This is a genomic window from Deltaproteobacteria bacterium CG11_big_fil_rev_8_21_14_0_20_49_13, assembly GCA_002796305.1.
Lineage (GTDB): Bacteria > UBA10199 > UBA10199.
This window is the reverse complement of sequence record PCWZ01000050.1, coordinates 14,837-39,913: the sequence shown is the minus strand read 5'-3', so window position 1 is coordinate 39,913 and position 25,077 is coordinate 14,837. Positions and strand designations below refer to the sequence as shown.

31 protein-coding genes are annotated in these 25,077 nt (G+C 49.3%); all 31 read left to right on the top strand.

Annotation, left to right across the window (positions count from 1 at the left end; genetic code table 11):
• Positions 1-9: 9 nt before the first annotated feature.
• Positions 10-4,125 carry a DNA-directed RNA polymerase subunit beta gene (rpoB, locus tag COV46_04720; protein ID PIR17311.1) on the top strand — a complete coding sequence of 1,372 codons (4,116 nt, stop codon included), beginning with the start codon at positions 10-12 and terminating at the stop codon, positions 4,123-4,125.
• Between the two features lie 76 nt (positions 4,126-4,201).
• Positions 4,202-8,326, top strand: coding sequence for a DNA-directed RNA polymerase subunit beta' (rpoC, locus tag COV46_04715; protein ID PIR17310.1), 4,125 nt, complete (start codon positions 4,202-4,204; stop codon positions 8,324-8,326).
• 169 nt (positions 8,327-8,495) lie between these two features.
• Positions 8,496-8,867 carry a 30S ribosomal protein S12 gene (locus COV46_04710; protein ID PIR17309.1) on the top strand — a complete coding sequence of 124 codons (372 nt, stop codon included), beginning with the start codon at positions 8,496-8,498 and terminating at the stop codon, positions 8,865-8,867.
• 65 nt (positions 8,868-8,932) lie between these two features.
• Entirely contained in the window at positions 8,933-9,406 is a 474-nt protein-coding gene (locus COV46_04705) for a 30S ribosomal protein S7 (GenBank protein PIR17308.1), read from the top strand.
• A gap of 169 nt (positions 9,407-9,575) precedes the next feature.
• The gene (fusA, locus tag COV46_04700; protein PIR17307.1) at positions 9,576-11,654 is read left to right on the top strand and encodes an elongation factor G; all 2,079 of its coding nucleotides are present in this window, start codon (positions 9,576-9,578) and stop codon (positions 11,652-11,654) included.
• A gap of 13 nt (positions 11,655-11,667) precedes the next feature.
• Positions 11,668-12,873, top strand: coding sequence for an elongation factor Tu (gene tuf / locus COV46_04695; protein PIR17306.1), 1,206 nt, complete (start codon positions 11,668-11,670; stop codon positions 12,871-12,873).
• Positions 12,873-13,196, top strand: coding sequence for a 30S ribosomal protein S10 (locus COV46_04690; GenBank protein ID PIR17305.1), 324 nt, complete (start codon positions 12,873-12,875; stop codon positions 13,194-13,196). The genes tuf and COV46_04690 overlap by 1 nt, the downstream gene beginning before the upstream one ends.
• An 89-nt stretch (positions 13,197-13,285) precedes the next feature.
• On the top strand, positions 13,286-13,912 hold the full coding sequence (locus COV46_04685) for a 50S ribosomal protein L3 (GenBank protein PIR17304.1): 627 nt from the start codon (positions 13,286-13,288) through the stop codon (positions 13,910-13,912).
• Positions 13,913-13,930: 18 nt separating this feature from the next.
• Complete coding sequence (locus COV46_04680) at positions 13,931-14,554, top strand: 50S ribosomal protein L4 (protein PIR17303.1); 624 nt, start codon at positions 13,931-13,933, stop codon at positions 14,552-14,554.
• Between the two features lie 49 nt (positions 14,555-14,603).
• A complete protein-coding gene (locus tag COV46_04675) occupies positions 14,604-14,897 on the top strand; it encodes a 50S ribosomal protein L23 (protein ID PIR17302.1) in 294 nt (97 codons plus the stop codon).
• Positions 14,894-15,712 carry a 50S ribosomal protein L2 gene (locus tag COV46_04670; protein ID PIR17301.1) on the top strand — a complete coding sequence of 273 codons (819 nt, stop codon included), beginning with the start codon at positions 14,894-14,896 and terminating at the stop codon, positions 15,710-15,712. Before COV46_04675 ends, COV46_04670 begins: the two co-directional genes overlap by 4 nt.
• 81 nt (positions 15,713-15,793) lie before the next feature.
• On the top strand, positions 15,794-16,135 hold the full coding sequence (locus COV46_04665) for a 30S ribosomal protein S19 (protein ID PIR17300.1): 342 nt from the start codon (positions 15,794-15,796) through the stop codon (positions 16,133-16,135).
• A 10-nt stretch (positions 16,136-16,145) separates the two neighbouring features.
• Positions 16,146-16,472 (top strand): 50S ribosomal protein L22, encoded by a 327-nt coding sequence (locus tag COV46_04660; GenBank protein PIR17299.1) that lies wholly within the window; start codon positions 16,146-16,148, stop codon positions 16,470-16,472.
• Complete coding sequence (locus COV46_04655) at positions 16,472-17,104, top strand: 30S ribosomal protein S3 (GenBank protein ID PIR17298.1); 633 nt, start codon at positions 16,472-16,474, stop codon at positions 17,102-17,104. The genes COV46_04660 and COV46_04655 overlap by 1 nt, the downstream gene beginning before the upstream one ends.
• Positions 17,105-17,115: 11 nt before the next feature.
• A complete protein-coding gene (locus tag COV46_04650) occupies positions 17,116-17,544 on the top strand; it encodes a 50S ribosomal protein L16 (protein PIR17297.1) in 429 nt (142 codons plus the stop codon).
• 29 nt (positions 17,545-17,573) lie between these two features.
• Positions 17,574-17,783, top strand: a complete 210-nt coding sequence (rpmC, locus tag COV46_04645) for a 50S ribosomal protein L29 (protein PIR17296.1) — start codon at positions 17,574-17,576, stop codon at positions 17,781-17,783.
• Between the two features lie 20 nt (positions 17,784-17,803).
• Positions 17,804-18,100: a 30S ribosomal protein S17 gene (gene rpsQ, locus COV46_04640; GenBank protein ID PIR17295.1), complete on the top strand. Its 297-nt coding sequence runs from the start codon at positions 17,804-17,806 to the stop codon at positions 18,098-18,100.
• Positions 18,101-18,168: 68 nt separating this feature from the next.
• Complete coding sequence (locus tag COV46_04635; protein ID PIR17294.1) at positions 18,169-18,537, top strand: 50S ribosomal protein L14; 369 nt, start codon at positions 18,169-18,171, stop codon at positions 18,535-18,537.
• 4 nt (positions 18,538-18,541) lie between these two features.
• Positions 18,542-18,874, top strand: coding sequence for a 50S ribosomal protein L24 (locus COV46_04630; GenBank protein ID PIR17293.1), 333 nt, complete (start codon positions 18,542-18,544; stop codon positions 18,872-18,874).
• A 2-nt stretch (positions 18,875-18,876) separates the two neighbouring features.
• The gene (locus COV46_04625) at positions 18,877-19,422 is read left to right on the top strand and encodes a 50S ribosomal protein L5 (GenBank protein ID PIR17292.1); all 546 of its coding nucleotides are present in this window, start codon (positions 18,877-18,879) and stop codon (positions 19,420-19,422) included.
• Position 19,423: 1 nt separating this feature from the next.
• Positions 19,424-19,609, top strand: a complete 186-nt coding sequence (locus COV46_04620) for a type Z 30S ribosomal protein S14 (GenBank protein ID PIR17291.1) — start codon at positions 19,424-19,426, stop codon at positions 19,607-19,609.
• 34 nt (positions 19,610-19,643) lie between these two features.
• Positions 19,644-20,042, top strand: coding sequence for a 30S ribosomal protein S8 (locus COV46_04615; GenBank protein ID PIR17290.1), 399 nt, complete (start codon positions 19,644-19,646; stop codon positions 20,040-20,042).
• A gap of 10 nt (positions 20,043-20,052) precedes the next feature.
• Positions 20,053-20,604, top strand: a complete 552-nt coding sequence (locus tag COV46_04610) for a 50S ribosomal protein L6 (GenBank protein ID PIR17289.1) — start codon at positions 20,053-20,055, stop codon at positions 20,602-20,604.
• A 2-nt stretch (positions 20,605-20,606) separates the two neighbouring features.
• Positions 20,607-20,966 carry a 50S ribosomal protein L18 gene (locus COV46_04605; protein PIR17288.1) on the top strand — a complete coding sequence of 120 codons (360 nt, stop codon included), beginning with the start codon at positions 20,607-20,609 and terminating at the stop codon, positions 20,964-20,966.
• Positions 20,967-20,974: 8 nt separating this feature from the next.
• On the top strand, positions 20,975-21,469 hold the full coding sequence (locus COV46_04600) for a 30S ribosomal protein S5 (GenBank protein PIR17287.1): 495 nt from the start codon (positions 20,975-20,977) through the stop codon (positions 21,467-21,469).
• Entirely contained in the window at positions 21,456-21,893 is a 438-nt protein-coding gene (locus COV46_04595) for a 50S ribosomal protein L15 (protein ID PIR17286.1), read from the top strand. Before COV46_04600 ends, COV46_04595 begins: the two co-directional genes overlap by 14 nt.
• 90 nt (positions 21,894-21,983) lie before the next feature.
• Positions 21,984-23,288, top strand: a complete 1,305-nt coding sequence (locus COV46_04590; protein ID PIR17285.1) for a preprotein translocase subunit SecY — start codon at positions 21,984-21,986, stop codon at positions 23,286-23,288.
• Between the two features lie 2 nt (positions 23,289-23,290).
• On the top strand, positions 23,291-23,935 hold the full coding sequence (locus tag COV46_04585; protein PIR17284.1) for an adenylate kinase: 645 nt from the start codon (positions 23,291-23,293) through the stop codon (positions 23,933-23,935).
• On the top strand, positions 23,932-24,675 hold the full coding sequence (map, locus tag COV46_04580) for a type I methionyl aminopeptidase (protein PIR17283.1): 744 nt from the start codon (positions 23,932-23,934) through the stop codon (positions 24,673-24,675). Before COV46_04585 ends, map begins: the two co-directional genes overlap by 4 nt.
• Positions 24,675-24,893 (top strand): translation initiation factor IF-1, encoded by a 219-nt coding sequence (locus tag COV46_04575; GenBank protein PIR17282.1) that lies wholly within the window; start codon positions 24,675-24,677, stop codon positions 24,891-24,893. The genes map and COV46_04575 overlap by 1 nt, the downstream gene beginning before the upstream one ends.
• 59 nt (positions 24,894-24,952) lie before the next feature.
• A complete protein-coding gene (rpmJ, locus tag COV46_04570) occupies positions 24,953-25,066 on the top strand; it encodes a 50S ribosomal protein L36 (protein ID PIR17281.1) in 114 nt (37 codons plus the stop codon).
• The last annotated feature ends 11 nt before the right edge of the window (positions 25,067-25,077 follow it).

The following is a 25,077-nucleotide window of genomic DNA, read 5'->3' as shown; positions in this document are numbered from 1 at the left end:
GGTAACGAAATGATCAAAACTACGCCGCGCCGTATTAGAAGGGATTTTTCCCGTATAAAGAAGATTACAGACATCCCCAACCTGATCGAATTGCAGAAGGCCTCCTTCCGGCAGTTCATTCAAGCTGAGGTTGCCGCAAACGACAAGACCGACACCGGTCTTCAAGGGGTCTTCAAGAGCTCTTTTCCGATAAAGGACTTCAATCAGACCTCGTCCCTTGAGTTCGTCAGCTACGCGCTGGACGAGCCGAAATACGACGTGATAGAGTGCCGTAGCCGCGGCATGACATACGCTGCCCCGATGAGGCTCGTGGTACGCCTCATCATCTGGGACAGTAACGAACAGACAGGCGTTCAGTCGATACGCGATGTCAAGGAGCAGGAGGTATATTTCGGAGAGATACCCCTGATGACCGAGAACGGCACGTTCATTATTAATGGTACGGAGCGCGTTATCGTCAGCCAGCTTCACCGTTCACCCGGTATATTCTTTGAACACGATAAAGGAAAGACGCATGCCTCCGGCAAGCTCCTTTATTCCGCAAGGGTGATACCTTATCGCGGTTCGTGGCTCGATTTTGAGTTCGACGCAAAGGATATACTCTATGTCAGGATAGACAGGCGCAGAAAACTACCGGTCACTATCCTTTTAAGAGCCCTTGGATATTCCGTTGAGGACCTCCTTAATTACTTCTATGAGAGCGAAAAGATCTCTTGGGAAGGAAAGAAGATATGGAAGAATTTCGTCCCTGAGCTTCTTCTTTTCCAGAAGGCTGGCGCTGATATAAAGGATCCCTCAAATGGAGAGACGCTGGTCAAGAAGGGTAGGAAGTTCACCCGTGTCGCCATCGAAAAACTTAAAAAGGCAAAGCTTGTTGAAGTCCCGGTAGAGCTTGAGGACCTGGTGGGCCGAGTTTCAGCGCACGATGTAGTAGATCCCGCAACAGGCGAGATCATACTTGCGGTGAACGAGCCTTTAACATCCGACAAGTTCGAAAAGATCAAGAATGCCAAGGCCTCTAATATCGATCTTCTTTATATAGATGAGCTCAATATCGGCGGTTATCTAAGGAATACTCTCTTAATAGATAAGGTGACAAGCCCCGAAGAGGCGATCATAGAGGTCTACAAACGTCTCCGTCCGGGCGATCCCGTTACGATCGAGACCGGCACAAGGTTCTTTGAGAACCTCTTTTTTAACCCTGAACTTTATGATCTTTCAAAGGTAGGCCGTCTCAAGATCAACTACAAGTTCGGGTTCGACGTCCCCCTTGAAATGGGAACTCTTCGTAAAGAAGATATCTTTGCGGTCGTTCGCTACCTTCTTGACCTTAAGGACGGTTCCGGCGAAGTGGATGACATCGATCATTTAGGCAACAGGCGTGTTCGCCCGGTAGGCGAGCTTCTTGAGAACCAGTTCAGGGTGGGCCTAGCCAGGATGGAACGTTCCATTCGTGAAAGAATGAGTTTGCAGGAAGTTGATACGCTCATGCCTCACGATCTTGTTAACGCAAAGCCGGTCATGGCGGTGGTCAAAGAATTCTTCAGCTCAAGTCAGCTGTCTCAGTTCATGGACCAGACGAACCCTCTCTCCGAGATAACCCACAAGAGAAGGCTCTCCGCTCTCGGACCCGGCGGCCTCACAAGAGACAGAGCCGGCTTCGAAGTACGCGATGTCCACTTCACGCACTACGGACGTATATGTCCTATTGAAACGCCTGAAGGTCCGAATATCGGTCTAATTGCCAGCTTATCTTCACATGCCAGGGTGAACGATTTCGGTTTTATTGAGACGCCTTATAGAAAGGTCGTTAACGGCCGCGTGGCCGATGAGGTCGTTTACTGCTCAGCACTTGAAGAAGAGAAATATATCATCGCACAGGCGAATGCGACGCTCAGCTCAAAGGGCGAGTTTACCACCGAACCTGTACAGTGCAGGAAGAGAGGCGAATACATTCTGGCCAAGGCTGAAGAGGTCCAGTTAATGGATGTCTCTCCCAATCAGCTGGTCTCCATTGCCGCATCTCTCGTTCCGTTTCTTGAGAACGATGACGCCAACAGGGCCCTCATGGGTTCCAACATGGAACGCCAAGCGGTCCCTCTGTTACGTTCAACAGCCCCTCTTATCGGCACAAAGATAGAAGCTATCGTTGCGCGTGACTCGGGCGTTACGGCGATTGCAAAGAGCGACGGTACCATTTTATCGGTCGATGCCGAGAAGATAGTTGTGAAACCGGACAAGGCAAGGGCTTCAGATTCCAAGAAAAAAAAGAAGGGCCCAGAAATTGATGTTTACCAGCTCACAAAATATCAGAGAAGCAATCAGAACACCTGCATCAACCAGATCCCTATAGTTCATCCGGGTGAAAAAGTGAAGGCCGGTGATATCCTGGCTGACGGTTCGGCAACGGACATCGGAGAGCTTGCTCTGGGCCAGAACATGTTGGTAGCGTTCATGCCTTGGGGCGGATATAACTTCGAAGACTCGATGCTGATCTCAGAACGCGTCGTGAAAGATGACAGCTTTACATCCATCCACATAGAAGAGTTCGAGTGCGTTGCTCGAGATACAAAGCTTGGCAAAGAAGATATCACACGTGATATCCCTAACGTTGCCGAAGAAGCGCTGGCGCACCTCGACGAAGGCGGTATCATCCGCATCGGCGCAGAGGTCAACCCCAGCGATGTCCTTGTAGGCAAGATCACACCAAAGGGCGAGACGCAGCTCTCTCCTGAAGAAAAGCTCCTTCGCGCCATATTCGGCGAAAAAGCGGGAGATGTTAAAGACTCATCCCTTCGCGTTCCTCCCGGAATAGCCGGCATCGTCATTGGTGCACAGACCTTCTCTAGAGAAGGGATAGATCTTGAGAACGACGCCGAACCTCAGGATGAAGAGACAGCAAAACTAAGAAAAGACCTCGAAGCAGAACTTAAGGTCATTAGAGATACGGCATCCAAAAGAATGAGAACGCTTCTCCTTGGCAAGACGTCATCTTCAAAGGTGGCGACCGAGGACGAAGAGACGGTACTTCTCGCATCAGGTAAAAAGATCACCGAAAGCGTACTGGAGAAGATTCCGATGTCAAGGTGGGGCGAAATATCGGTCTCCGGCGGTGAAGATGTGGAAGAGGAGGTAGCCGAAATATTAGAAGGTCTTGAAGAGCAGGAAGACCTTGTCAAGATGATGTACGATCAGAAGATCACGAAGCTCAAGAAGGGCGATGAACTCCCTCCCGGCGTGATCAAGATCGTTAAGATATTCATTGCGATCAAACGTAAACTCCAGGTCGGCGACAAGATGGCCGGCCGCCACGGTAACAAGGGTGTTATCTCAAGGATACTCCCCGAAGAAGATATGCCGTACATGGCCGACGGAAGGCCTGTGGATATCGTTTTGAACCCCTTAGGTGTTCCTTCCCGTATGAACGTCGGACAGATCCTGGAGTGTCATTTGGGATGGGCTGCCCGCGGTCTCGGAGAGCAGATCGAAAAGGTCCTTCACACAAAATTCGATAAAGAGACCCTCGTTAAGGCGATCAAGAAGGTCTATAAGTCCGATACGATGGATGAATTCCTTGAAAAGGCCACAGAGGCCCAAGTTAAGGACCTCGCAAGGTCGCTTCGTCAAGGCATCTTTATGGATTGTCCGGTCTTTGACGGCGCACGCGAATCCGAGATCAAGGAATGTCTTAAGCTGGCCGACCTCCCTGAGGACGGTCAGACCACTCTCTTTGACGGCAAGACCGGCGATCCTTTCAGCCAGCCGGTCACGGTAGGCATCATGTATATGATGAAGCTCCACCACCTGGTCGAAGACAAGATCCACGCAAGGTCCATAGGACCATATTCGCTGGTCACCCAGCAGCCGCTCGGCGGTAAAGCGCAGTTTGGCGGACAGAGACTCGGAGAAATGGAAGTCTGGGCGATGGAAGCGTATGGCGCCTCGAACGCGTTGCAGGAGTTCCTCACGGTCAAGTCTGATGATGTGGTCGGCAGAACTCGTATGTACGAAGCCATCGTTAAGGGCGATCTGACCCTGGAGGCAGGCCTCCCGGAGTCGTTCAACGTTCTAATAAAGGAACTCCAGGCGCTTTGTCTGGATGCCGAACTAATAGAGACCAAATGAGTGATGAGTGATGGGTAATGGGTAATGGGCTTTGATGCTCATAACTCATAACTCATAACTCATAACTAACATCAATATGCCAGACATCTACAGCTTTTTTGAAAAACCGAAGGATCCTCTCTCTTACTCGGGAGTGAAGATAAAACTTGCCTCCCCGGAAAGGATAAAAGAATGGTCGCACGGCGAAGTTAAAAAGCCGGAGACCATCAACTACCGCACATTCAAGCCCGAGCGCGACGGTCTTTTCTGCGCTAAGATATTCGGGCCTGTCAAGGACTATGAATGTAACTGCGGTAAGTACAAGAGGATGAAACACCGAGGTATTGTTTGCGAAAAGTGCGGTGTCGAGGTCATCCAGTCAAAGGTGCGGCGCGAAAGGATGGGGCATATCACGCTTGCTTCACCTGTTGCCCATATTTGGTTTCTAAAGAGCCTGCCAAGCCGTCTCGGCCTGATGCTCGATGTCACTCTTAAGGCTCTCGAAAGAGTTCTTTATTGTGAGGCTTATACGGTGGTCGATCCCACGACGACAGATCTTGCAGAGGGAGAAATCCTTACCGAAAATGAATATCAGAAGGCCATCGAAAAGTACGGTCCGGTCTTCAAGGTCGGCACAGGCGGAGAGGTTATCCGCGACATTCTAAAGAAGGTAGATCTTGACGAGCTTGCAAAACGTTTACGAAAAGACCTTGCAAAGACCGAATCAGAAGCAACTCGCAAGAAACTTTCAAGAAGGTTGAAACTTGCCGAGAACTTTAAGAACGCAGGAAATCGTCCCGAATGGATGATGCTCGAAGTGGTTCCCGTTCTTCCGCCCGATCTAAGGCCTTTGGTGCCGCTCGATGGCGGAAGATTCGCAACATCCGATCTGAACGACCTCTACAGGCGCGTAATCAACAGAAATAACCGTTTGCGCCGCTTATTGGACCTGAACGCTCCGGAGATCATCATCAGGAACGAAAAGAGAATGCTCCAGGAATCCGTGGACGCTCTATTTGATAACGGCCGCCGCGCAAGGCCTTTTACAGGACCTTCGCGCAGGGCCCTTCGTTCGCTTTCAGACATGCTCAAGGGTAAACAGGGTCGTTTCCGTCAGAATCTCCTCGGAAAACGCGTCGACTACTCCGGCCGTTCTGTCATAGTCGTCGGTCCTGAGCTTCGTTTGCATCAGTGCGGTCTTCCGAAGAAGATGGCGCTCGAGCTTTTCAAGCCGTTCATCTATCACAAATTAGAACTTAAAGGACTCGTTTCTACCATCAAGAGCGCGAGGCGCATGGTGGAGAAAGAGACACCTGAGGTCTGGGATGCGTTGGAAGAGGTCATTAAAGAGCATCCAGTGATGCTTAACCGCGCTCCCACGCTCCATAGGCTAGGTCTCCAGGCGTTCGAGCCGGTACTTATCGAAGGCAAGGCCATTCAGCTCCATCCGCTCGTTTGTACGGCGTTCAACGCCGACTTCGACGGTGATCAGATGGCTGTTCACGTTCCGCTCTCGACCGAATCTCAGATCGAAGCCCGTGTGCTCATGATGTCCACGAACAACATTTTATCCCCTGCCAACGGCAGACCTATCATCGGTCCCACGCAGGATATGGTGCTTGGTCTCTACTGGATGACCCGCGAACGTCCTTCCGTAAAGGGCGAGGGGAGGATCTTTTCATCCCCTGCGGAACTTTCTATCGCCTACGATGAGGGAGAGGTCGACCTTCAGGCAAAGGTAAAGGTGAGGCTCCAGGGACGTATCCGTGAGACAACGGTCGGACGCGTTCTATTATATGATATAGTCCCCAAGGTCATCGACTTTGAAGAACACGTGAATAAGGTCATGGACAAGAAGGCGATCGCAAGCCTTATCGATCAATGTTACCGCCTCTGCGGTGACAAAGAGACGGTACTTCTTGCGGATCATATCCGTTCCTACGGCTACAAGTTCGCAACGATCTCCGGTATCTCCATCTGCATCGATGACATGAAGATCCCCACAAGGAAACAGGAGTTGATCGATGGTGCGAACGCCGAGATAGGCGAGGTTGAAGATCAGTATGTGAACGGTCTCATCACCTCAGGCGAAAAATATAATAAGGTGGTCGATATATGGGCAGGAACCACGGATCAGGTAGCCGCGGAAATGATGAGGGAGATCAAAGCCGGTCGTACTGCTAATGAACCGGCGGGCTTCAACCCGATATTCGTCATGGCCGATTCCGGCGCCAGAGGCTCGGCTCAGCAGATAAGACAGCTGGCCGGCATGCGCGGATTGATGGCGAAACCATCAGGCGAGATCATCGAGACGCCGATCACCGCCAATTTCCGTGAAGGCCTCAACGTACTCCAATACTTCATTTCTACCCACGGAGCCCGTAAAGGTTTGGCCGATACAGCTTTAAAGACAGCTAACTCAGGTTACCTCACGCGCCGTCTTGTCGATGTCGTTCAGGATTGCACGGTGACAGATGAAGATTGCGGAACACTTGACGGCATCATCATGGAGCCGCTAGTTGAAGGTGGCGAAGTGATAGAACCGCTTAGCGACAGGATCTTGGGCCGTGTTTCATTAAAGGATATCTTGGATCCGATCACAGGTGAGATCATCGTTCCGGCAGGTGCGGAACTTGATGAAGAGAACGTGGCAAAGATCGAAGAGGCGGGTATTGAAAAGGTCGTGATCCGTTCTGCCATGACGTGTCAGTGCAAGGTCGGTATCTGCGCAAAATGCTACGGGCGCGACCTTGCAAGAGGCCGCGTGGTTTCCCTCGGCGAAGCGGTTGGTGTCATCGCCGCACAATCGATAGGCGAACCTGGTACGCAGCTGACGATGAGAACGTTCCATATCGGCGGCACCGCATCCAGAAGGGCAGAGCAGTCAGCCCTCGAAGTTCGTCACGACGGCTTTCTGAAATTTCACAATGTCCACACGGTCGTTAACAGAGAAAAGAAGCTTGTCGTCATGAACAGAAACGGCGAAGCGAGCATAATCGATGAGAACGGTCGTGAACGCGAAAAATATAAATTGATCTACGGGGCAGTGCTTCTTGCCAATGAAGGCGATAAGGTCAAGGCCGGATCATTGATCGCCGAGTGGGATCCTTACACGATGCCTATTCTGACCGAAGTCACCGGCGTTATCAAATTCGGAGATATCGTCGAAGGTCTCTCGATGTCGGAACAAGTCGATGAGGTCACGGGTCTTGCGCAGAAGGTCATCTCTATTTCAAAGGATCCGAACACTCGGCCGCGTATCTCCATCAAGGACACCGATGGCAAGACACTGAAGATACCCGGGAGCGAACGCGATGCAAGATATCTCCTGCCCGTCGGCGCGCATATCGTTGTTGGTGAAGGCAATGCGATGCAGGCTGGTGATATTATCGCAAAGATTCCCCGCGAAACTACGAAGACCAAAGATATCACCGGCGGCCTTCCGCGTGTTGCCGAACTTTTCGAAGCAAGAAAACCGAAAGAGTTCGCCATTATTACTGAGATCGACGGCGTTGTCTCCTTCGGGAAAGATTCAAAAGGTAAACGTAAGATCATTGTCACTCCTCCTGTAGGAGGCGCCATGGAATATCTGATCCCCCGCGGAAAACATATTACAGCGCACGAAGGAGATATTGTGAAGTCCGGCGAAGCTTTGATGGACGGCTCTTCTAATCCGCATGACATATTAAAGGTCAAAGGTGAGAAGGCTCTTGCAAGTTATCTTGTCGATGAAGTGCAGGAAGTTTACAGATTGCAAGGTGTTCGCATCAATGACAAACATATCGAGGTCATCGTAAGAAGAATGCTCAGAAATGTCCGCATCATAGATGCCGGTGACACTCTGTTCCTCGTTGATGAGCAGGTCGACAAGTCATCGTTCGACGAAGCCAATGAGGCTATTAAGAAAAAAGGTGGAAAGCCGGCCGTTGCGGAAACTATCCTTTTAGGTATCACGAAGGCGGCTCTTTCGACCGATAGTTTCATCTCCGCGGCAAGCTTCCAGGAGACAACAAAGGTCCTCACCGAGGCGGCTTCGGTAGGAAGAGTTGACTATCTGCGCGGATTAAAAGAGAACGTTATCATGGGTCGTCCGATACCTGCAGGCACGGGGCTTAGGAGATATCGCGATGTTAAGATAGAGGCGGAAGAGGTTGAAAATAAAGAAGGTTTAGCCTCCGAACAGGTCATAGTCACCGAGGAACAGGTAGAGGCCAGGACATAAATAATAATCGTGAGTAAAGTCCTTGACAATACAAAGGGTTTTTGTTACGAGTCCGCACCTTTTAAGAAGGTGAACAGTGAACAGTGAACAGTGAACAGTGAACAGTGAACAGTGAACAGTGAACAGTGAACAGTGAACAGTTTACTAGTAACTATTAACTGCAGTTAATATGCCAACGATAAATCAGTTAGTGAGTTCTGGAAGGACGAAGGTCAGATGGCGCAACGCCGCGCCGGCACTTCAAACATGCCCGCAGAAGCGCGGAGTTTGCGTAAGGGTTTATACAACAACGCCTAAAAAGCCTAACTCGGCTTTGAGAAAAGTTGCGCGTATCAGACTCACCAATGGACTTGAAGTGACAGGATATATCCCCGGTGAAGGTCACAATCTGCAGGAGCATTCAGTTGTTCTTGTAAGAGGCGGCCGTGTGAAGGATCTTCCGGGTGTGAGATATCATATTGTAAGAGGAACGTTGGATACAATGGGAGTAGAAAAAAGAAAACAGAGCCGCTCTAAATACGGAGCCAAAAGGCCCAAATAGTTAACAGTTAACTAGTTAACAGTTCACTGTTAACTGTTAACTAATAACTGTTCACTACAGTTAATATGCCAAGAAGAAAAAGAGGTTCGTTAAAGAGAGAGGTGATTCCCGATCCGAAGTTCGGAGACAAGCTTATCTCCGCGCTGATCAACAAGATCATGTGGAATGGAAAGAAATCCACCGCGGAAAAGATCACGTATGGCGCATTTGATATCATTCAGGAGTTGAAGAAGGACGATCCTGTCAAGATATTCAAGCAGGCTTTGGAGAACATAAAGCCTTATGTTGAAGTTCGTTCCAGAAGAGTAGGCGGAGCCAACTATCAGGTTCCTACCGAAGTCCGCACCGACAGGAAACAGAGTTTGGGACTCCGCTGGCTTTTAGAGGCGGCCCGTAACAGAAGCGAGAAGACGATGGAAAAACGCCTCGCCGGCGAGATTTCTGAAGCATTTGAGAGCAAGGGTGCGGCGTGCAAGAAGCGCGAAGAAGTACATAAGATGGCTGAGGCCAACAAGGCTTTTGCGCACTTCAAGTTCTAAATTCAGTGTTTTCTAGTGCTTCCCCGAAGGTTTAACGCCCTTTCGGGGGGTGAATAGAAGATACCCGGTTTCCGCGGCAAGCGCGGCCGGTAAAATTAGCGGGCGTTCTAATTAAAAGAGGTACCAAAGGCTCGGTTGGCCTGGTTGCCAATTGAGCCTTTTTTTATGTATGGACACTAAAGAAAAAGAAAAACTGCAAAAGATGCGTAATATCGGCATCATGGCCCATATTGACGCGGGTAAGACCACCGTGTCCGAGCGCATACTTTTTTATACCGGTAAGACCTACAAAATAGGTGAGGTCCACAATGGCGCCGCCGTTATGGATTGGATGGAACAGGAGCAGGAGCGCGGCATCACGATAACTTCAGCCGCGACCACATGCGAGTGGGACGGGCATCAGATCAATATCATAGACACCCCAGGCCACGTCGATTTCACGATCGAGGTCGAGAGGTCTTTGCGCGTATTAGACGGTGCGGTCGGTGTTTTCTGCGCAGTGGGCGGAGTTGAACCCCAATCAGAAACAGTCTGGCGCCAGGCCACAAAGTATCATGTTCCAAGGATAGCCTTCATTAATAAGATGGACAGAACGGGAGCTGATTTTAGGCGTGTGGTCAAGATGATGCGCGAACGCCTGCACACACATCCGGTCTGTTTCCAACTGCCGATCGGTGCCGGTGATAATTTTGACGGGGTTGTGGATGTCATAAAGGGAAAGGCCATCTATTATAAGGAATCGGATAGCGGAGCGACCGTAACCGAAAAAGAGATGCCAGCGGAACTGATAGATGAAGTGGCAGAACTCCGGGAGATGCTTATTGAAGCGGTGGTTGAATCAGATGAAGAGCTCCTTCATAAATATCTTGAAGGTCAGTCATTGACAGAAGACGAGATCCTTAAGTGCGCACGCGAGTCCACTCTTACAATGAGGGTTACTCCTGTATTTTGCGGAGCCGCCTTTAAGAACAAGGGCGTTCAGCAGTTGCTCGATGCCGTGGTCAATCTTCTCCCTTCACCCCTCGACAGGCCTCCGGTCGAAGGTTATCATGAAGATGATAAGGAAAAGAAAATAATACGTAACGCCACAGAAACTGAACCGCTGTCAGCTATTGCATTCAAGATAGCTACAGACCCTTACGTCGGTCAGCTTACATATATAAGGGTCTATTCGGGCAAGTTGGAATCAGGTAGCTCTGTTTACAATCCGATAAAGAGAAAGAACGAACGTATCGGGCGTCTTGTCAGGATGCACGCAAATAAAAGGGAAGAGGTAAAATCTGTCACAACAGGTGATATTGCCGCCGCGGTCGGTCTTAAATTCACGACAACTGGTGAAACCCTTTGCGATGTCGGAGCGCCTATTGTCCTCGAATCTATGGAATTTCCGGACCCGGTCATAGCCGTTGCGGTTGAGCCAAAGACAAAGGCCGACCAGGGAAAACTTGATATTGCCCTTCAAAAATTAGCCCTTGAAGATCCCTCATTCAGGGTAAAGGTCGATTCCGATACCGGCCAGACGATCATTTCCGGTATGGGCGAGCTTCACTTGGAGATCATTGTTGACCGCATGAAGCGTGAATTTAGCGTTGATGCTAACGTTGGCGCGCCTCAGGTCGCTTATAGGGAGACCGTCACAAGAGAGGCAGAGGCAGAAGGCAAATATATCCGTCAGACGGGCGGCAGGGGTCAATACGGCCATGTTTGGCTTAAGGTTGCTCCGGCAGAACGCGGCAAAGGCTTTGAATTTGTTGATGAAGTTAAGGGTGGACGAGTTCCCAGAGAGTTCATTACCGCAGCCCGAAAGGGTCTCGAAGAGGCGCTTTCGGCAGGCGTTATGGCATCGTATCCGGTGGTGGATGTTAAGGTCACAGTGTTTGACGGTAGCTACCATGAGGTAGATTCCAACGAAATGGCCTTTAAAATAGCGGCATCTATGGGTTTTAAGGATGCCTGCGCCAAGGCCGGTCCGACCATTTTGGAGCCTATCATGAGCATGGAAGTGGTCACACCGGACGATTTTTTGGGTCCCGTTTCGGGCGATCTCAATGCCAGAAGAGGCAAGATTATGCGCTCAGAGATCAGGTCCGGAAGTCATATAGTTGTTGCGCAAGTACCTCTTGCAAAAATGTTTGGATATGCTACATCCTTGCGCTCCGTGACACAGGGTCGGGCGACCTACTCGATGCAATTTTCGCACTACGAGCAGGTACCCAAAAATGTATTGGAAGAGCTGACTAAAAAATAACTTGGGAGGAACTATGGCAAAGGAAAAATTTGTAAGAACAAAACCGCATGTCAACGTAGGAACCATCGGTCATATCGACCATGGCAAGACAACTCTCACCGCTGCGATAACAAAAGTGTGCGCCGATAACGGCCTTGCCACTTTTATTCCGTACGATGAAGTTGCAAAAGCATCAGAGTCTCAAGGCCGTCGTGACGATTCTAAGATTCTCACGATCGCAACATCGCACGTTGAGTATCAGAGTGCGAACCGCCACTATGCTCACGTCGATTGTCCCGGCCACGCCGACTACATCAAGAACATGATCACCGGCGCGGCCCAGATGGACGGCGCGGTTCTTGTCGTCAGCGCGGCGGACGGTCCGATGCCTCAGACCCGCGAACATATCCTGCTCGCGCGTCAGGTCGGTGTTCCTTACATCGTTGTCTATCTCAACAAGGTTGATGTGGTCGACGATCCGGAACTCTTAGAGCTTGTAGAATTAGAGGTCAGAGATCTTCTTTCGAAATACGATTTCCCAGGCGACAAGACCCCGATCATCAGAGGCAGCGCACTAAAGGCGATGCAGGGTGACAAGGGCGATACAGGTGCAGGTTCCATCATGAAGCTTCTCGAAGCACTTGATACGTATATCCCCACACCTCAGCGTCCAAAGGACAAGCCGTTCCTGATGCCGATCGAAGATGTGTTCAGCATCTCCGGGCGCGGAACAGTTGTCACCGGACGTATTGAGAGAGGTCTTGTGAAGGTCGGCGAAGAAGTGGAGCTCATCGGCATCAAGCCTACGGCGAAGACCATTGTTACCGGCGTTGAGATGTTCAGAAAATTACTTGATCAGGGTGAAGCGGGCGATAACGTAGGACTCCTCCTCCGCGGAACCAAAAAGGAAGATGTTGAGCGCGGCCAGGTAGTTGCAAAGCCGGGTTCGATCACTCCTCACAAGAAGTTCAATGCAGAGGTTTACGTTCTAACAAAGGAAGAAGGCGGTCGTCACACACCGTTCTTTAAGGGTTACAGGCCCCAGTTCTATTTCAGAACGACAGATGTTACCGGCGTTGTTACGTTACAGCCGGGCGTTGAAATGGTCATGCCTGGCGATAACACCAAAATGAGCATCGAACTCATCACTCCGATCGCCATGGAAAAAGAGCTCCGCTTCGCTATTAGAGAAGGCGGACACACGGTAGGGGCGGGCGTTGTTACGGAGGTTGTTGAATAATGGCCGAACACGATAAAAATCAGCGCATAAGGATCAGGCTCAAGGGCTTTGACTCAAGGCTCTTAGACCAATCCACAAAAGAGATAGTCGAAACAGCCAAGAGGACAGGTGCGATGGTGGCTGGTCCGGTGCCGCTTCCGACGGACATCGAGCGTTACACTGTGCTATGTTCCCCGCACGTTGACAAAAAGTCCCGCGAACAGTTTGAGATCAGGACTCACAAAAGGCTGATCGATATCCTGGAACCGACGCAACAGACGGTTGATGCGTTGATGAAGCTGGATTTGGCCAGCGGCGTGGAAGTCGAGATTAAGATGTTGTAAAGGCGGTTGGTAGGTTAGAAAGTTAGTAGGTTGGAAGGTTGAATCCTTTGAACCTAAGGACCTGTAGACCTATAAACCTGATAATAAATATGCTAGGCTTATTAGGAAAAAAATTGGGAATGACACAGATATTCGGTGAGAACGGAGAACCCGTTTCGGTCACCGTTGTTGAAGCCGGTCCTTGCACTATCGTAAGAAGGAAGTCCAAGGCGACCGACGGTTACGATGCCATCTGTGTAGGTTTTGAACCCGTCATCAAGGAAAAGCGCGTCAACAAGCCCATGACAGGGGTCTTCAAGAAGGCAGGTACCAAGTCTTTCAGGTATATGAAAGAGTTCAAGCCCGCCAAGTCGGAAGGTCTTGATGTCGGCAAGGAGATCGATGTCACGCTTTTTAAAAAGGGCGACATAATCGATGTTATCGGTGTCACAAAGGGCAAAGGCTTCCAGGGCGTCATAAAACGCTGGCACATGAAGGGTGGTCCGTCGGGCCATGGAAGCAAGTTTCACAGGACTGCCGGTTCTGTTGGTATGCGTACCTGGCCCGGAAGAGTTCTGGCTGGAACCCACATGTCCGGACAGCTGGGTAATACCTCGCGCACCGTAAAGAACCTTAAGGTCTTTGACATCGACAAAGAGAGAAACCTTATGTTTGTTGATGGATCTATACCGGGTGCAAAGAACGGATTGGTCGTTATAAACAATAAATCTCTATAAAGAACGAAGGAACATTTTATGACCGTTACAGCAGTATACGACATTAACAAGGAGAAGGTTGGAGAGATCGAACTCCCCGACGCCGTATTTAACGTTGAAGTTAATAAGGCCATCCTTCATCAGGCGGTTACGATCGCGCTCAATAACAAGAGACAGGGTACCGTTAAGACTAAAACGCGCTCCGAGATAAGGGGCGGCGGAAAGAAGCCGTACAAACAAAAAGGGACCGGCCGCGCACGTCACGGTTCGATAAGAAGCCCTATCTTTGTGGGTGGCGGAGTCACATTCGGTCCTCTTCCAAGGGATTGGCATATTGAGATGCCCAAGAAGCAGAAGAAGGTTGCCTTGAGAATGGCTCTCTCTCTTAAGAACAAGGAAGGGGCGTTGTTTGTCGTCTCCGATTTTGTTTCCAAGGATGGAAAGACCTCAAAGATGGCAAAGACACTTTCAAAGTGGGAGATGAAGAGCGGTGTTTTCGTTGCTGACAACGCGGACGATAAGACCCAAAGGTCGGTCAGGAACATTCCTTATATGAAGGTCATTCGCGATAAGGACCTGAGCATTCTCGATCTGTTCAAGTACGAAAATTTGATATTAACAAAGGATTCTATTGGCAATATCGCCAATAGGCTTAGTGTCTAATGTGGTTCTTATAAACACTTAAACGCTTAAGCACTTAAAAACTTATTTTATGGATGTATACTACGTTATAAAAGAACCGCTGATCACCGAAAAGGTGACTCAAGGCAAGGCCGAAGTGAATAAATATTATTTCTCGGTCGATCCTCAGGCCACCAAGGATGATGTGAAGAAAGCGGTCGAGAAAATTTTTAAGGTCAATGTGACCGGTGTAAGGACCATAACGGTTCATGGAAAGGCGAGAGTCAATCCACGTTCTAGGCGTCCCATACCTGCGCAAAAATGGAAAAAGGCGATTGTTACTTTGAAGAAAGGTAACAAGATAGAATTATTTGAGGGTGTATGAAGACTTATAACGCAACATCACCAGGAAGAAGGTTCCAAACAGGCCACGACTTTTCTGACCTGACGAAGAAGAGGCCCGAAAAAGGACTCTTGGCGTCACTTAGACGCACAGGCGGAAGGAACAACGTGGGCCTTATCACCACCGACCACAGAGGCGGCGGTGCACCTAGGAACTACAGGATAATCGACTTCAAACGCAACAAGCTGAACGTTCCCGGCAAGGTCATCGCGTTGGAATACGATCCCAACCGTACTGCAAGAATAGCACTTATCCAGTACATTGACGGTGAAAGGGCATATATTCTCGCGCCTCTTGGTCTCAAAGTAGGCGACAAAATAATTGCCGCCGAGAACGCAGACGTTCAGCCCGGAAACGCAGTTCCCTTAAGGAACATTCCGCTTGGAACGTCCATTCATAACATTGAGCTCAAGGTCGGCGGAGGCGGAAAGCTTGTCCGTTCAGCGGGCGGTGAGGCGCAGATCATGGCCAAAGAGGGTGAATATGCCCAGATCAGAATGCCATCGGGAGAAGTCAGGCTTGTAAGCATCAATTGCAAGGCGACCATCGGCCAGATTGGAAATCTTGATCATGAGAATATCTCTATCGGAAAAGCAGGAAGAAATCGTCACTTAGGAAAGAAACCTCATGTCAGAGGTATGGCAATGAACCCTGTTGATCATCCGCACGGAGGCGGCGAAGGTCGCTCGAAAGGCGGTAACCATCCGTCAAGTCCGACCGGTGTGCCGGCAAAGGGTTATAAGACCCGTACAAACAAACGAACTCAGAAGTTCATTATTAAGGATAGAAGAAAATAAAAGCAGTAATCGGTAATCGGTCATCAGTAGTCGGCAAAAAACTGATAACTGATAACTGATAACTGATAACTGGAATTCAATATGACCCGATCGTTAAAAAAGGGACCGTTCATTGATGAACACCTACAAAAGAATGTCGAAGTTTCAGCCAATGACCGCGGCAAGAAAGTTTTAAAGACATGGTCAAGAAGGTCTCAGATAGCCCCGGATATGATAGGGCTTACCTTCGCTGTCCATAACGGAAAGAAATTTATTCCGGTGTTCGTTACTGAAAACATGGTTGGTCACAGATTCGGCGAATTTTCACCAACACGCGTCTTCAGAGGTCACTCCGGATTGAAGAAAGAGGTTGGAGGAGGAGCAACTGGAGCGGCGGTAGCGGCAACGCCGAAGGCGGTAGTAGCGCCGGCGACAAAAGCATAAGAGATAATTTATGAATGCAAAATTCAGGCATATCAGGATCTCGCCCCAGAAAGTAAGGGGCGTTGTGAATCTTGTTCGCGGTAAGAACGTGAACGAAGCCATAGGCATCTTACGTTTCACAAGGCGTAGCGCCGCTCTCCCTATCCTAAAGATGGTGAAGTCGGCCATGGCCAATGCCAAACAAAAGGGCGGCGTAGATGTCGACAATCTTTATATAAAGAAGATAGCGGTTGATAAAGCGACTATACAGAGACGTTTTCGTGCCCGTTCAAGAGGCATGGCTCACAGTATTTTAAAACGTTCAAGTCACTTGAGCGTCGAACTAGGAGAGAAATAATGGGACAGAAGACTCATCCAATAGGGTTTAGGCTTGGCGTTACAAAGACGTGGTCTTCGCGTTGGTACGCGCCTCGCAAGGATTATGCCAAGCTTGTCCATGAGGACGTCTTTTTCAGAAAGATGATAAAGGAGAGGCTTTACCACGCCGGTATTTCCAAGATCGATATAGAGCGCGCCGCAGAGAAGATCAAAATAACCATCTGGACGGCCCGTCCCGGTCTCGTGATAGGAAAGAAAGGTTCAGGTATCGATACCTTGGCGGCAGATCTGCAAAAGTTAAGCCACCATGAGGTTGTTCTTAATATACAAGAAGTTCGTAAGCCGGAGCTCGATTCACAACTTGTGGCCGAGAACGTTGCAATGCAACTTGAAAGGCGAGTCTCTTTCAGGCGTGCTATAAAGAAGTCGGTCCAGATAGCAATGAAGCTTGGCGCACAAGGCATCAAGCTCCATGTGAGCGGACGTCTGGGTGGCGCTGAAATTGCCAGGGCTGAGTGGTATCGCGAAGGACGCGTTCCCCTTCAGACCTTAAGGGCCGATATCGATTATGGATTTGCAGAGGCCAAGACAACGTACGGCCAGATCGGCGTGAAATGCTGGGTTTATAAGGGTGATGTTTTGCCAAGCTAGAGAGATAAATTATGTTACAACCTGCTAAAACTAAATGGAGAAAGCAACAGAAAGGGCGCGTCAGAGGCGTTGCTGTGCGCGGTGTCAATCTTGCGTTCGGAGATTTTGGACTTCAAGGGCTTGAACACGGATGGATTACCGCACGCCAGATAGAAGCTTGCCGCGTGGCTATTACTCGTTCTTTAAAACGTGGCGGCAAGATGTGGATCAGAATTTTTCCGCATAAGCCGATTTCCAAGAAGCCGGTTGAGGTCAGGATGGGACGTGGAAAGGGCGCAGTGGAACTCTGGGTTGCAACTGTACGGCGCGGAAGGATGCTTTTCGAGATCGAAGGCCTCCCTGAAGCGGAGGCAAAAGAGGTTTTAAATGTAGCAGCACACAAACTGCCGATTAAGACCAAGGTTGTCGCACGCGAAGGAACCCGCGATGCAAGATCGTAGTTTAATTACTACATAAAAAGGTGAGGTATATGAAGAAGGAACAAGAATTAAAGACAAGAACAGCTGATGACCTTCAGGGTCTTTCTGAAACGAAACGCGCAGAGCTCGCAAAAACCAAGTTCAAGCAGGCCATGGGCCAGCTTGAGAAAACATCTGCTTTGAAGGAATTGCGCAGAGATGTCGCGCGCATTGAAACATTCAAGAGGCAAAAGGAACACAAGAAGGGAGCCCGCCAATAAATCGAGGCGGGTTTTAAAAAATGCAAAGGCAAATTAAGAACAAAACAGGGGTTGTCATTCGCAGGAGCGGGGATAAATCGGTGATTGTTGAGGTCGAGCGCCTTGTTATACATCCGACCTACAAGAAGTATATCCGCAAGCGCAAGAAATTTCATGTTCACGATGACAAGAACATATGCCAGCTGGGCGATAAGGTAAGGATCATCGAAACAAGGCCCATTAGCAAGACCAAGTGCTGGAAGCTTTCAAGCGTCCTTGCAAAGGGAGATTATGTAGAGAAGGGAATAGACGATACGGCGGTAGAAAAAAGCGTTTAAGTGTTTGAGTGTTTGAGTGCAGAAGTCAACTTCTGCACTTCTACACTCCTGCACTTAGGACCAAATATATGATACAGCAACAATCATCATTGGATGTCGCGGACAATTCAGGCGCCAAGAGGCTCGTATGTATCAAGGTGCTTGGAGGCACGAGGCGCAGATACGCGAGCGTGGGGGATATTATTGTTGTGGCAGTTAAAGAGGCCCTGCCAAAGGCAAAGGTCAAGAAGGGCGACGTTAAGAGAGCGGTGATCGTACGCACAGCCAAAGAGCTCAAGAGGGCCGACGGTTCATACATCAGGTTCGATGATAACTCGGCGGTATTGGTCGACAACCAGGGAGAGCCTATCGGTACACGTATCTTCGGGCCGGTGGCGCGTGAACTGAGGAGTAAGAAGTTCATGAAGATCATCTCCCTCGCCCCGGAGGTTCTATAAGATTATGAAATTTGAAACAGCACACATTAAGAAAGGCGACACGGTCCAGCTTATAACCGGCAAGGATAAAGGTAAGACCGGCAAGGTCATTACCGTCTACCCCAAAAAGGAACGCGTGCTTGTCGAAAAGCTGAACCTTTGCAAGCGCCACATGAAGCCGAACCAGCAGTTCAAGCAGGGCGGCATCATTGAAAAAGAGGCTTCCATTCACTGGTCGAACGTAATGGTCGTGTGCACGAAATGCAGCAAACCCGTGCGCATTAAACATAAAACAATAGACGAGCAGCAGAGGCGTATATGCGTCAAGTGCGGAGAGCTCGTAGAGGTTTCGAAATAGTTATGAACAAAACACACATTGAACAAAAATTCCTTAATGAGTGTGTGCCGTTCCTTCAGAAGGAATTCGGCTACAAGAATCCTTTTGAGATGCCAAAGCTCAAGATGATCGTTGTGAACACTTCATTAAAAGAGGCGCTTCAGGACTCGAAGGTGCTCGATGCGGCGGTAGCTGATATGGCTGCCATCACAGGTCAGAAACCCGTGATCACCCGTGCGAAAAAATCGATCTCTAACTTTAAATTAAGGGCGGGGCAGGCGATTGGCGCAAGAGTGACGCTTCGCAGGAAAAGAATGTTCGAATTTTTAAATCGTCTGGTGAACGTCGCTCTTCCCCGTGTTCGCGATTTTAAGGGTGTGGATGCAAAGTCGTTCGACGGCAGGGGTAACTATACGTTAGGTCTTACCGAACAGATCATATTCCCGGAGATCAATCCTGATAAGACACAGAAGGTCTTCGGAATGAACGTAACTTTCGTAACAACGGCAAAAACAGACAAGGAAGGAAAGGCGCTCCTTAAGTTCATGGGAATGCCTTTCAACAAATAGTATGGCAAAGAAAAGTCTAATAGCAAAATCGAAAAGAAAACCCAAGTTCGCAACAAGGGCATATAATAGATGTCCGCTTTGCGGCAGGCCCCGTGCCTATATTAGAAGGTTCGGCATGTGCCGTTTGTGTTTCAGAAAGATGGCGCTTAAAGGGGAACTGCCCGGAGTGATCAAGGCAAGCTGGTAGCCTGCCTGCCGGATGGCAGGGGAGAATAAAAACTATGAGCATGACAGACCCGATAGCAGATCTATTAACAAGGATCAGGAACGCCAACAAGGCGCTTCTTCCGAACGTTGCGATCCCTCATTCGCGTTTCAAAGAGGACATTGCGCGCGTTCTTAAGGAAGAGGGTTATATTAAGGCGTATGAAACTGTTGGCGAAGGAGCTGGAAAGAACCTGGTAATTATCCTTAAATATACCGCTAAGAAAGAGCGCACGATTGAGGTGATTGCGAAGATAAGCAAACCAGGTCACAGAAGATATGTAGCCCATGACGGGATCAAGCCGATCAGAGGCGGAATGGGGATCGCGATCCTCTCCACGCCAAAAGGTGTCTTGACCGATACCTCGGCGCGACAACAGAAGGTCGGAGGCGAATGGATCTGCACGGTCTGGTAAGGATAAAATTATGTCAAGAATAGGAAAACAACCGGTAGTGATGGCGGACAAGGTAACGGCGGCTTTCAAGGATAGCGTCCTGAAGGTCACCGGCCCATTAGGGACCTTGACCCTTAACGTTCCAAGCGTACTTAGCCTTGAGATCAAGGATAAGGTCATGACACTCGGAAGGGCTAACGAAGAGAGACACACCCGTGCGCTTCACGGGCTATATCGTTCGCTCATCAATAACATGGCGGTAGGCGTATCTCACGGGTATACGAAGATACTCGATATCGTCGGAGTAGGTTATAAGGCGGAGCTGAAGGGGAAGAACGTTGAGTTCGCGCTTGGGTATTCACACCTGATCACCTTTCCGATACCCGAAGGCCTCAAAATTACAATAGACAAAGGCGCACGTGTTACGATCAACGGTGCCGATAAACATTTGGTCGGTGAAATAGCATCTCAGATGCGCCGTCTGCGTCCGCCCGAACCCTACAAAGGCAAAGGCGTTCGCTATTCCGATGAGATCGTCAAGAAAAAGGTCGGTAAGGCAGCAACAGCGGTTGGAGGCAAGTAAGTATGGCTAAGACAAAAACAGAAGGAAGATTAAGAAGGAAAAAAAGGATCAGAAGGGACCTTTCCGGTACCGATGCGCGCCCTCGCTTGAGCATTTTTAAGAGCGACCGTCACATTTCCGGTCAGATCATCAATGACGAGGTACATAGCACTCTTGTTTGCGCCTCTTCGCTTGAAAAGACGTTCAAGAGCGATAAGGATATGCCAAAGATCGCAGGCGCCAAGAAGATCGGCGCACTTTTGGCCGAGCGCGCTATTGCAAAGGGAATAAAGGCCGTTGTTTTTGACAGGAACGGATTTGCATATCATGGAAGGGTCAAGGCCTTTGCGGATGCCGCAAGGGAAAAGGGCTTAAGCTTTTAAGGTAAACTATGCGCGAATACACCAAATCAAGTGAGAATATTGAAAAGATCGTCCACATCTCTCGTGTTGCGAAGGTTGTTAAGGGCGGTAAACGTTTCAGCTTTTCGGCGGTAGCCGTTGTAGGAGACGGCCGCGGTCGAGTCGGCATAGGGCTTGGCAAGGCCAACGAAGTTCCCGATGCTATCAGAAAAGCCACAGAACACGCCAAGAAGAACATGGTGAGCGTGCCCATCCAGAACAGTACTATTCCTCATGAGGTATTGGGCCGTTATGGTGCAGCAAGCGTCGTTCTAAAGCCTGCAGTCCAAGGTACAGGCGTCATCGCCGGAAGCGTTGTACGCGCAGTGGCAGAGGCGGCCGGTATCGCTAACGTTCTTACGAAGTGCATTGGAACGAACAATCCGCATAATGTGCTCAAGGCCACGCTTAACGGTCTTTTAAATCTCAGGACGCTTGAGTATACAAAATATTTAAGAGGTAATAATCACGATGAAACTAAATGAATTACAACCGGGTGTTGGTGCAACGCATAGGGTAAAAAGGCTTGGTAGGGGCGATGCAACCGGTCACGGCGGCACGTCGACCAGAGGTCACAAGGGGCAGAAATCTCGCTCCGGCGGTTACCACAAGCGCGGATTCGAAGGCGGTCAGATGCCTTTGCAACGTCGTATTCCGAAACAGGGTTTTACGAACATCTTTAAGCGAGTTGTTACTGTGGTCAACGTCGAAAAGTTAAACTCCCTTCCTAAGGGTACGGAAGTCACCCAGGAACTGCTTCTTGAAAAGGGTGTCATCAACAAGAAAGGCGATTTCCTGAAGATATTGGGTGACGGCAAGGTCGGGAACGCTTTAACTATCAAAGGTGCGCTGGTCTCGAAGCAGGCCAAGGCTAAAATTGAGGCTGCAGGCGGAAAAATAGTAAGTTAGCACGTTTGCAGGTTGTCAGGTTCGCAGGTTGAGATCGTGTTCAATCTGAAGACCTGTTGACCTAGTAACCTGTTAACCTGGTAACCTAATATGCAGTCAGTCGGTAATATTGCTAAAATACCGGAGTTAAGAAAAAGAATAATTTTTACGGTATTTATGCTTGCGGTATATAGAATCGGGATCTACGTCCCGACCCCCGGCATCAACGCAGACGCGTTGAAACGGATCATGTCTCAAGGAACGGTCTTTGACATCTTTAATCTCTTTTCGGGAGGTGCCCTCGAGCGTTTCTCAGTTTTTGCGCTTGGCATCATGCCTTATATCAGCGCTTCCATTATCTTTCAGCTTTTGGCCGTTGCAGTTCCGGCCATTGAGAGACTCCAAAAGGAGGGCGATTCAGGCAGGAGAAAGATAACCCAGTATACGAGATACGGAACAGTTCTCTTGAGCCTTGTTCAGGGCTTCGGCATCAGTTACGGTCTTGAACAGCAGGGCGTTCTTTTAACTGGAGTCGGCGGAATAGCCTTTTATATCACGACAATGGTGACGCTTGCCGCGGGCACGTGCTTCCTAATGTGGCTAGGCGAACAGATATCAGAACGCGGCATCGGTAACGGAATATCGCTCATCATCTTCGCAGGTATCGTAACGCGTATTCCATCGGGTTTCCGCGATGCATGGAACACAAAAGACCAGTTCGGCGGTCTTTTCGGCTTCCTCATTCTTTTGGCCTTCATATTCGGGATAGTCGCTCTTATAATCTACTTTGAACGCGCACACAGAAGGATACCGGTTCAGTACGCCAAGAGGATAGTCGGAAGAAAGATGTATGGCGGTCAGGAATCACATTTGCCGCTCAAGCTTAACATGGCGGGCGTTATTCCTCCCATCTTTGCATCTAGTTTAATATTGTTCCCGGCAACTATAGCTCAGTTCGTTAAGGTAGATAAGATGCAGGCGGTGGCGGCGATGCTTAGTCAGGGCTGGGTTCACGACTTCCTCTATGCGGGCCTTATCATATTCTTCTGCTATTTCTACACTGCGGTCACGTTCAATCCGGTGGATGTCGCTGATAATATGCGTAAGTTCGGCGGTTATATTCCGGGCATCAGGCCTGGGAAGAGCACCTCGGATTATATCGATAGCATTTTAACGCGTATCACGCTTGGCGGAGCATTATATATCACTTTTGTCTGTCTCCTGCCGAGCATATTGATATCTAAATTCGGCATTCCGGTCTCCTTGGCATCTACCTTTGGCGGTACATCGCTTTTGATCGTTGTAGGCGTTGCAATGGATACGGTGGCACAGATAGAAGCGCATCTCTTAAGCCGTCATTATGAAGGATTCCTTGGTAATAAGACGGGCGGTAGATTTAAGGGGAGGCGCGGTTAGCTATGAAATTAGTCTTACTTGGAGCTCCGGGATCGGGCAAGGGAACGCAGGGGGAGAGAATAGCCAAGAATTATGGCATTCCTCAGCTTTCAACCGGCGAGATCCTGAGATCGGCGATAAAGAACGGAACGCCCCTCGGTAAAAAAGCCGAAGTGTTCATGAACAAGGGAGAACTGGTCGCTAACGAGTTGGTGTTGGACCTCATGTCTGCCCGTATTGATGAACCCGATTGTAACAAGGGATATATATTAGACGGTTTCCCTCGTACGATCGAACAGGCAAAGGGACTTGCGGATCTCTTGACGAAGAAGGGCGTAGCGCTTGATGCAGTTATAAATATAGATGTTTCGGATGATGAAGTGATAAAAAGGCTTTCAGGACGCAGAATGTGTAGCAAATGCGGAGCCATCTTTCATGTGGCTTTCTCGCCCTCATCAAAAGGGGCGATCTGCGATAAGTGCGGCGGCGAGCTTTATCAGCGTGACGACGACAAGGAAACGACGATCCTGAACAGAATGAAGGTATACAAGGAAAAGACCAAAGCCCTGATAGATTTTTATAAGAAGGAATTAAAGAACATTGATGGGAGCAAGAACCCGGCGGATGTTTTTAAGGATATTTGTTCTTTGATAGACAAGGTCGTATGATCATTCTTAAGTCTCGAGAAGAGATAGAAAAGATGAACTCGGCAAATAAGATCGTTGCCGAGGCTCTTGATGTCATCTCGGAAGAGATCAAGGAAGGTGTAACGACCGGAGACCTGGACAGGATAGCGGAAGAGCTTATCCTTAAGCGCGGCGGAAAAGCGGCGTTCAAGGGTTACAGGGGCTACAAGCACACGCTATGCACATCTATCAATCAGGAGATAGTGCACGGCATCCCCGGCAAGCGCGCAATTAAAACAGGCGATATTATCGGGGTCGACTGCGGAGTGCTTTACAAGGGTTTTTACGGCGACATGGCAAGGACATTTCCCGTTGGTGAGATAACAGATGCCGCGAAGAAGCTCCTTAGGATCACCAAAGAGGCCCTTAATATTGGGACCGGTGAGGCGAAGGTCGGGAATAGGCTCTTTGATATATCCGCAGCGGTTCAGAAATATGTGGAGGCGAACGGATTTTCCGTTGTCAGAGATTTTGTTGGACACGGGGTCGGAGCGTCTCTTCACGAAGATCCACAGGTGCCCAATTTCGGCGAGGCCGGAACCGGCGTTAAATTAAGACCGGGAATGGTGCTGGCCCTGGAGCCGATGGTAAATTCCGGCGGATATAAGGTCAAGGTCTTGGATGACGGTTGGACGGTGGTGACACAAGACGGAGGATTATCGGCCCATTTTGAACACTCGGTGGCGATCACTGAGAACGGGCCTTTGGTTTTGGGAAAGTAATGGCAAAAGAAGATTCGATAGTAGTGGAAGGAAAGGTACTGGAAACGTTGCCGAACGCAATGTTTCGGGTGGAGCTTCCTACCGGACACAAAGTACTGGCGCATATTTCGGGTAAGATGCGCATGCATTTTATAAAGATCTTGCCGGGCGATAAGGTGACTATAGAGCTGTCCCCTTACGACCTGACAAGGGGAAGAGTAGTTTACAGGGCAAAGTGATAGGTGGTGAGTGATGAGAGTAGATGCTCATAACGCATAACCCATAACTCATAACAAATATGAAAGTAAGATCATCAGTTAAAACGATTTGCACGAAGTGCAAGATAGTGCGCAGGAAGGGCGTAGTAAGGGTCATTTGCTCTAATCCTAAGCACAAACAAAAACAGGGATAATGACGTAACTT

What these genes read in the sequence shown, in the direction of transcription:
- rpoB (PIR17311.1), top strand. Translation starts at nt 10, where the DNA reads ATGATCAAAACTACGCCGCGCCGTATTAGAAGGGATTTTTCCCGTATA.
- rpoC (PIR17310.1), top strand. Translation starts at nt 4,202, where the DNA reads ATGCCAGACATCTACAGCTTTTTTGAAAAACCGAAGGATCCTCTCTCT.
- COV46_04710 (PIR17309.1), top strand. Translation starts at nt 8,496, where the DNA reads ATGCCAACGATAAATCAGTTAGTGAGTTCTGGAAGGACGAAGGTCAGA.
- COV46_04705 (PIR17308.1), top strand. Translation starts at nt 8,933, where the DNA reads ATGCCAAGAAGAAAAAGAGGTTCGTTAAAGAGAGAGGTGATTCCCGAT.
- fusA (PIR17307.1), top strand. Translation starts at nt 9,576, where the DNA reads ATGGACACTAAAGAAAAAGAAAAACTGCAAAAGATGCGTAATATCGGC.
- tuf (PIR17306.1), top strand. Translation starts at nt 11,668, where the DNA reads ATGGCAAAGGAAAAATTTGTAAGAACAAAACCGCATGTCAACGTAGGA.
- COV46_04690 (PIR17305.1), top strand. Translation starts at nt 12,873, where the DNA reads ATGGCCGAACACGATAAAAATCAGCGCATAAGGATCAGGCTCAAGGGC.
- COV46_04685 (PIR17304.1), top strand. Translation starts at nt 13,286, where the DNA reads ATGCTAGGCTTATTAGGAAAAAAATTGGGAATGACACAGATATTCGGT.
- COV46_04680 (PIR17303.1), top strand. Translation starts at nt 13,931, where the DNA reads ATGACCGTTACAGCAGTATACGACATTAACAAGGAGAAGGTTGGAGAG.
- COV46_04675 (PIR17302.1), top strand. Translation starts at nt 14,604, where the DNA reads ATGGATGTATACTACGTTATAAAAGAACCGCTGATCACCGAAAAGGTG.
- COV46_04670 (PIR17301.1), top strand. Translation starts at nt 14,894, where the DNA reads ATGAAGACTTATAACGCAACATCACCAGGAAGAAGGTTCCAAACAGGC.
- COV46_04665 (PIR17300.1), top strand. Translation starts at nt 15,794, where the DNA reads ATGACCCGATCGTTAAAAAAGGGACCGTTCATTGATGAACACCTACAA.
- COV46_04660 (PIR17299.1), top strand. Translation starts at nt 16,146, where the DNA reads ATGAATGCAAAATTCAGGCATATCAGGATCTCGCCCCAGAAAGTAAGG.
- COV46_04655 (PIR17298.1), top strand. Translation starts at nt 16,472, where the DNA reads ATGGGACAGAAGACTCATCCAATAGGGTTTAGGCTTGGCGTTACAAAG.
- COV46_04650 (PIR17297.1), top strand. Translation starts at nt 17,116, where the DNA reads ATGTTACAACCTGCTAAAACTAAATGGAGAAAGCAACAGAAAGGGCGC.
- rpmC (PIR17296.1), top strand. Translation starts at nt 17,574, where the DNA reads ATGAAGAAGGAACAAGAATTAAAGACAAGAACAGCTGATGACCTTCAG.
- rpsQ (PIR17295.1), top strand. Translation starts at nt 17,804, where the DNA reads ATGCAAAGGCAAATTAAGAACAAAACAGGGGTTGTCATTCGCAGGAGC.
- COV46_04635 (PIR17294.1), top strand. Translation starts at nt 18,169, where the DNA reads ATGATACAGCAACAATCATCATTGGATGTCGCGGACAATTCAGGCGCC.
- COV46_04630 (PIR17293.1), top strand. Translation starts at nt 18,542, where the DNA reads ATGAAATTTGAAACAGCACACATTAAGAAAGGCGACACGGTCCAGCTT.
- COV46_04625 (PIR17292.1), top strand. Translation starts at nt 18,877, where the DNA reads ATGAACAAAACACACATTGAACAAAAATTCCTTAATGAGTGTGTGCCG.
- COV46_04620 (PIR17291.1), top strand. Translation starts at nt 19,424, where the DNA reads ATGGCAAAGAAAAGTCTAATAGCAAAATCGAAAAGAAAACCCAAGTTC.
- COV46_04615 (PIR17290.1), top strand. Translation starts at nt 19,644, where the DNA reads ATGAGCATGACAGACCCGATAGCAGATCTATTAACAAGGATCAGGAAC.
- COV46_04610 (PIR17289.1), top strand. Translation starts at nt 20,053, where the DNA reads ATGTCAAGAATAGGAAAACAACCGGTAGTGATGGCGGACAAGGTAACG.
- COV46_04605 (PIR17288.1), top strand. Translation starts at nt 20,607, where the DNA reads ATGGCTAAGACAAAAACAGAAGGAAGATTAAGAAGGAAAAAAAGGATC.
- COV46_04600 (PIR17287.1), top strand. Translation starts at nt 20,975, where the DNA reads ATGCGCGAATACACCAAATCAAGTGAGAATATTGAAAAGATCGTCCAC.
- COV46_04595 (PIR17286.1), top strand. Translation starts at nt 21,456, where the DNA reads ATGAAACTAAATGAATTACAACCGGGTGTTGGTGCAACGCATAGGGTA.
- COV46_04590 (PIR17285.1), top strand. Translation starts at nt 21,984, where the DNA reads ATGCAGTCAGTCGGTAATATTGCTAAAATACCGGAGTTAAGAAAAAGA.
- COV46_04585 (PIR17284.1), top strand. Translation starts at nt 23,291, where the DNA reads ATGAAATTAGTCTTACTTGGAGCTCCGGGATCGGGCAAGGGAACGCAG.
- map (PIR17283.1), top strand. Translation starts at nt 23,932, where the DNA reads ATGATCATTCTTAAGTCTCGAGAAGAGATAGAAAAGATGAACTCGGCA.
- COV46_04575 (PIR17282.1), top strand. Translation starts at nt 24,675, where the DNA reads ATGGCAAAAGAAGATTCGATAGTAGTGGAAGGAAAGGTACTGGAAACG.
- rpmJ (PIR17281.1), top strand. Translation starts at nt 24,953, where the DNA reads ATGAAAGTAAGATCATCAGTTAAAACGATTTGCACGAAGTGCAAGATA.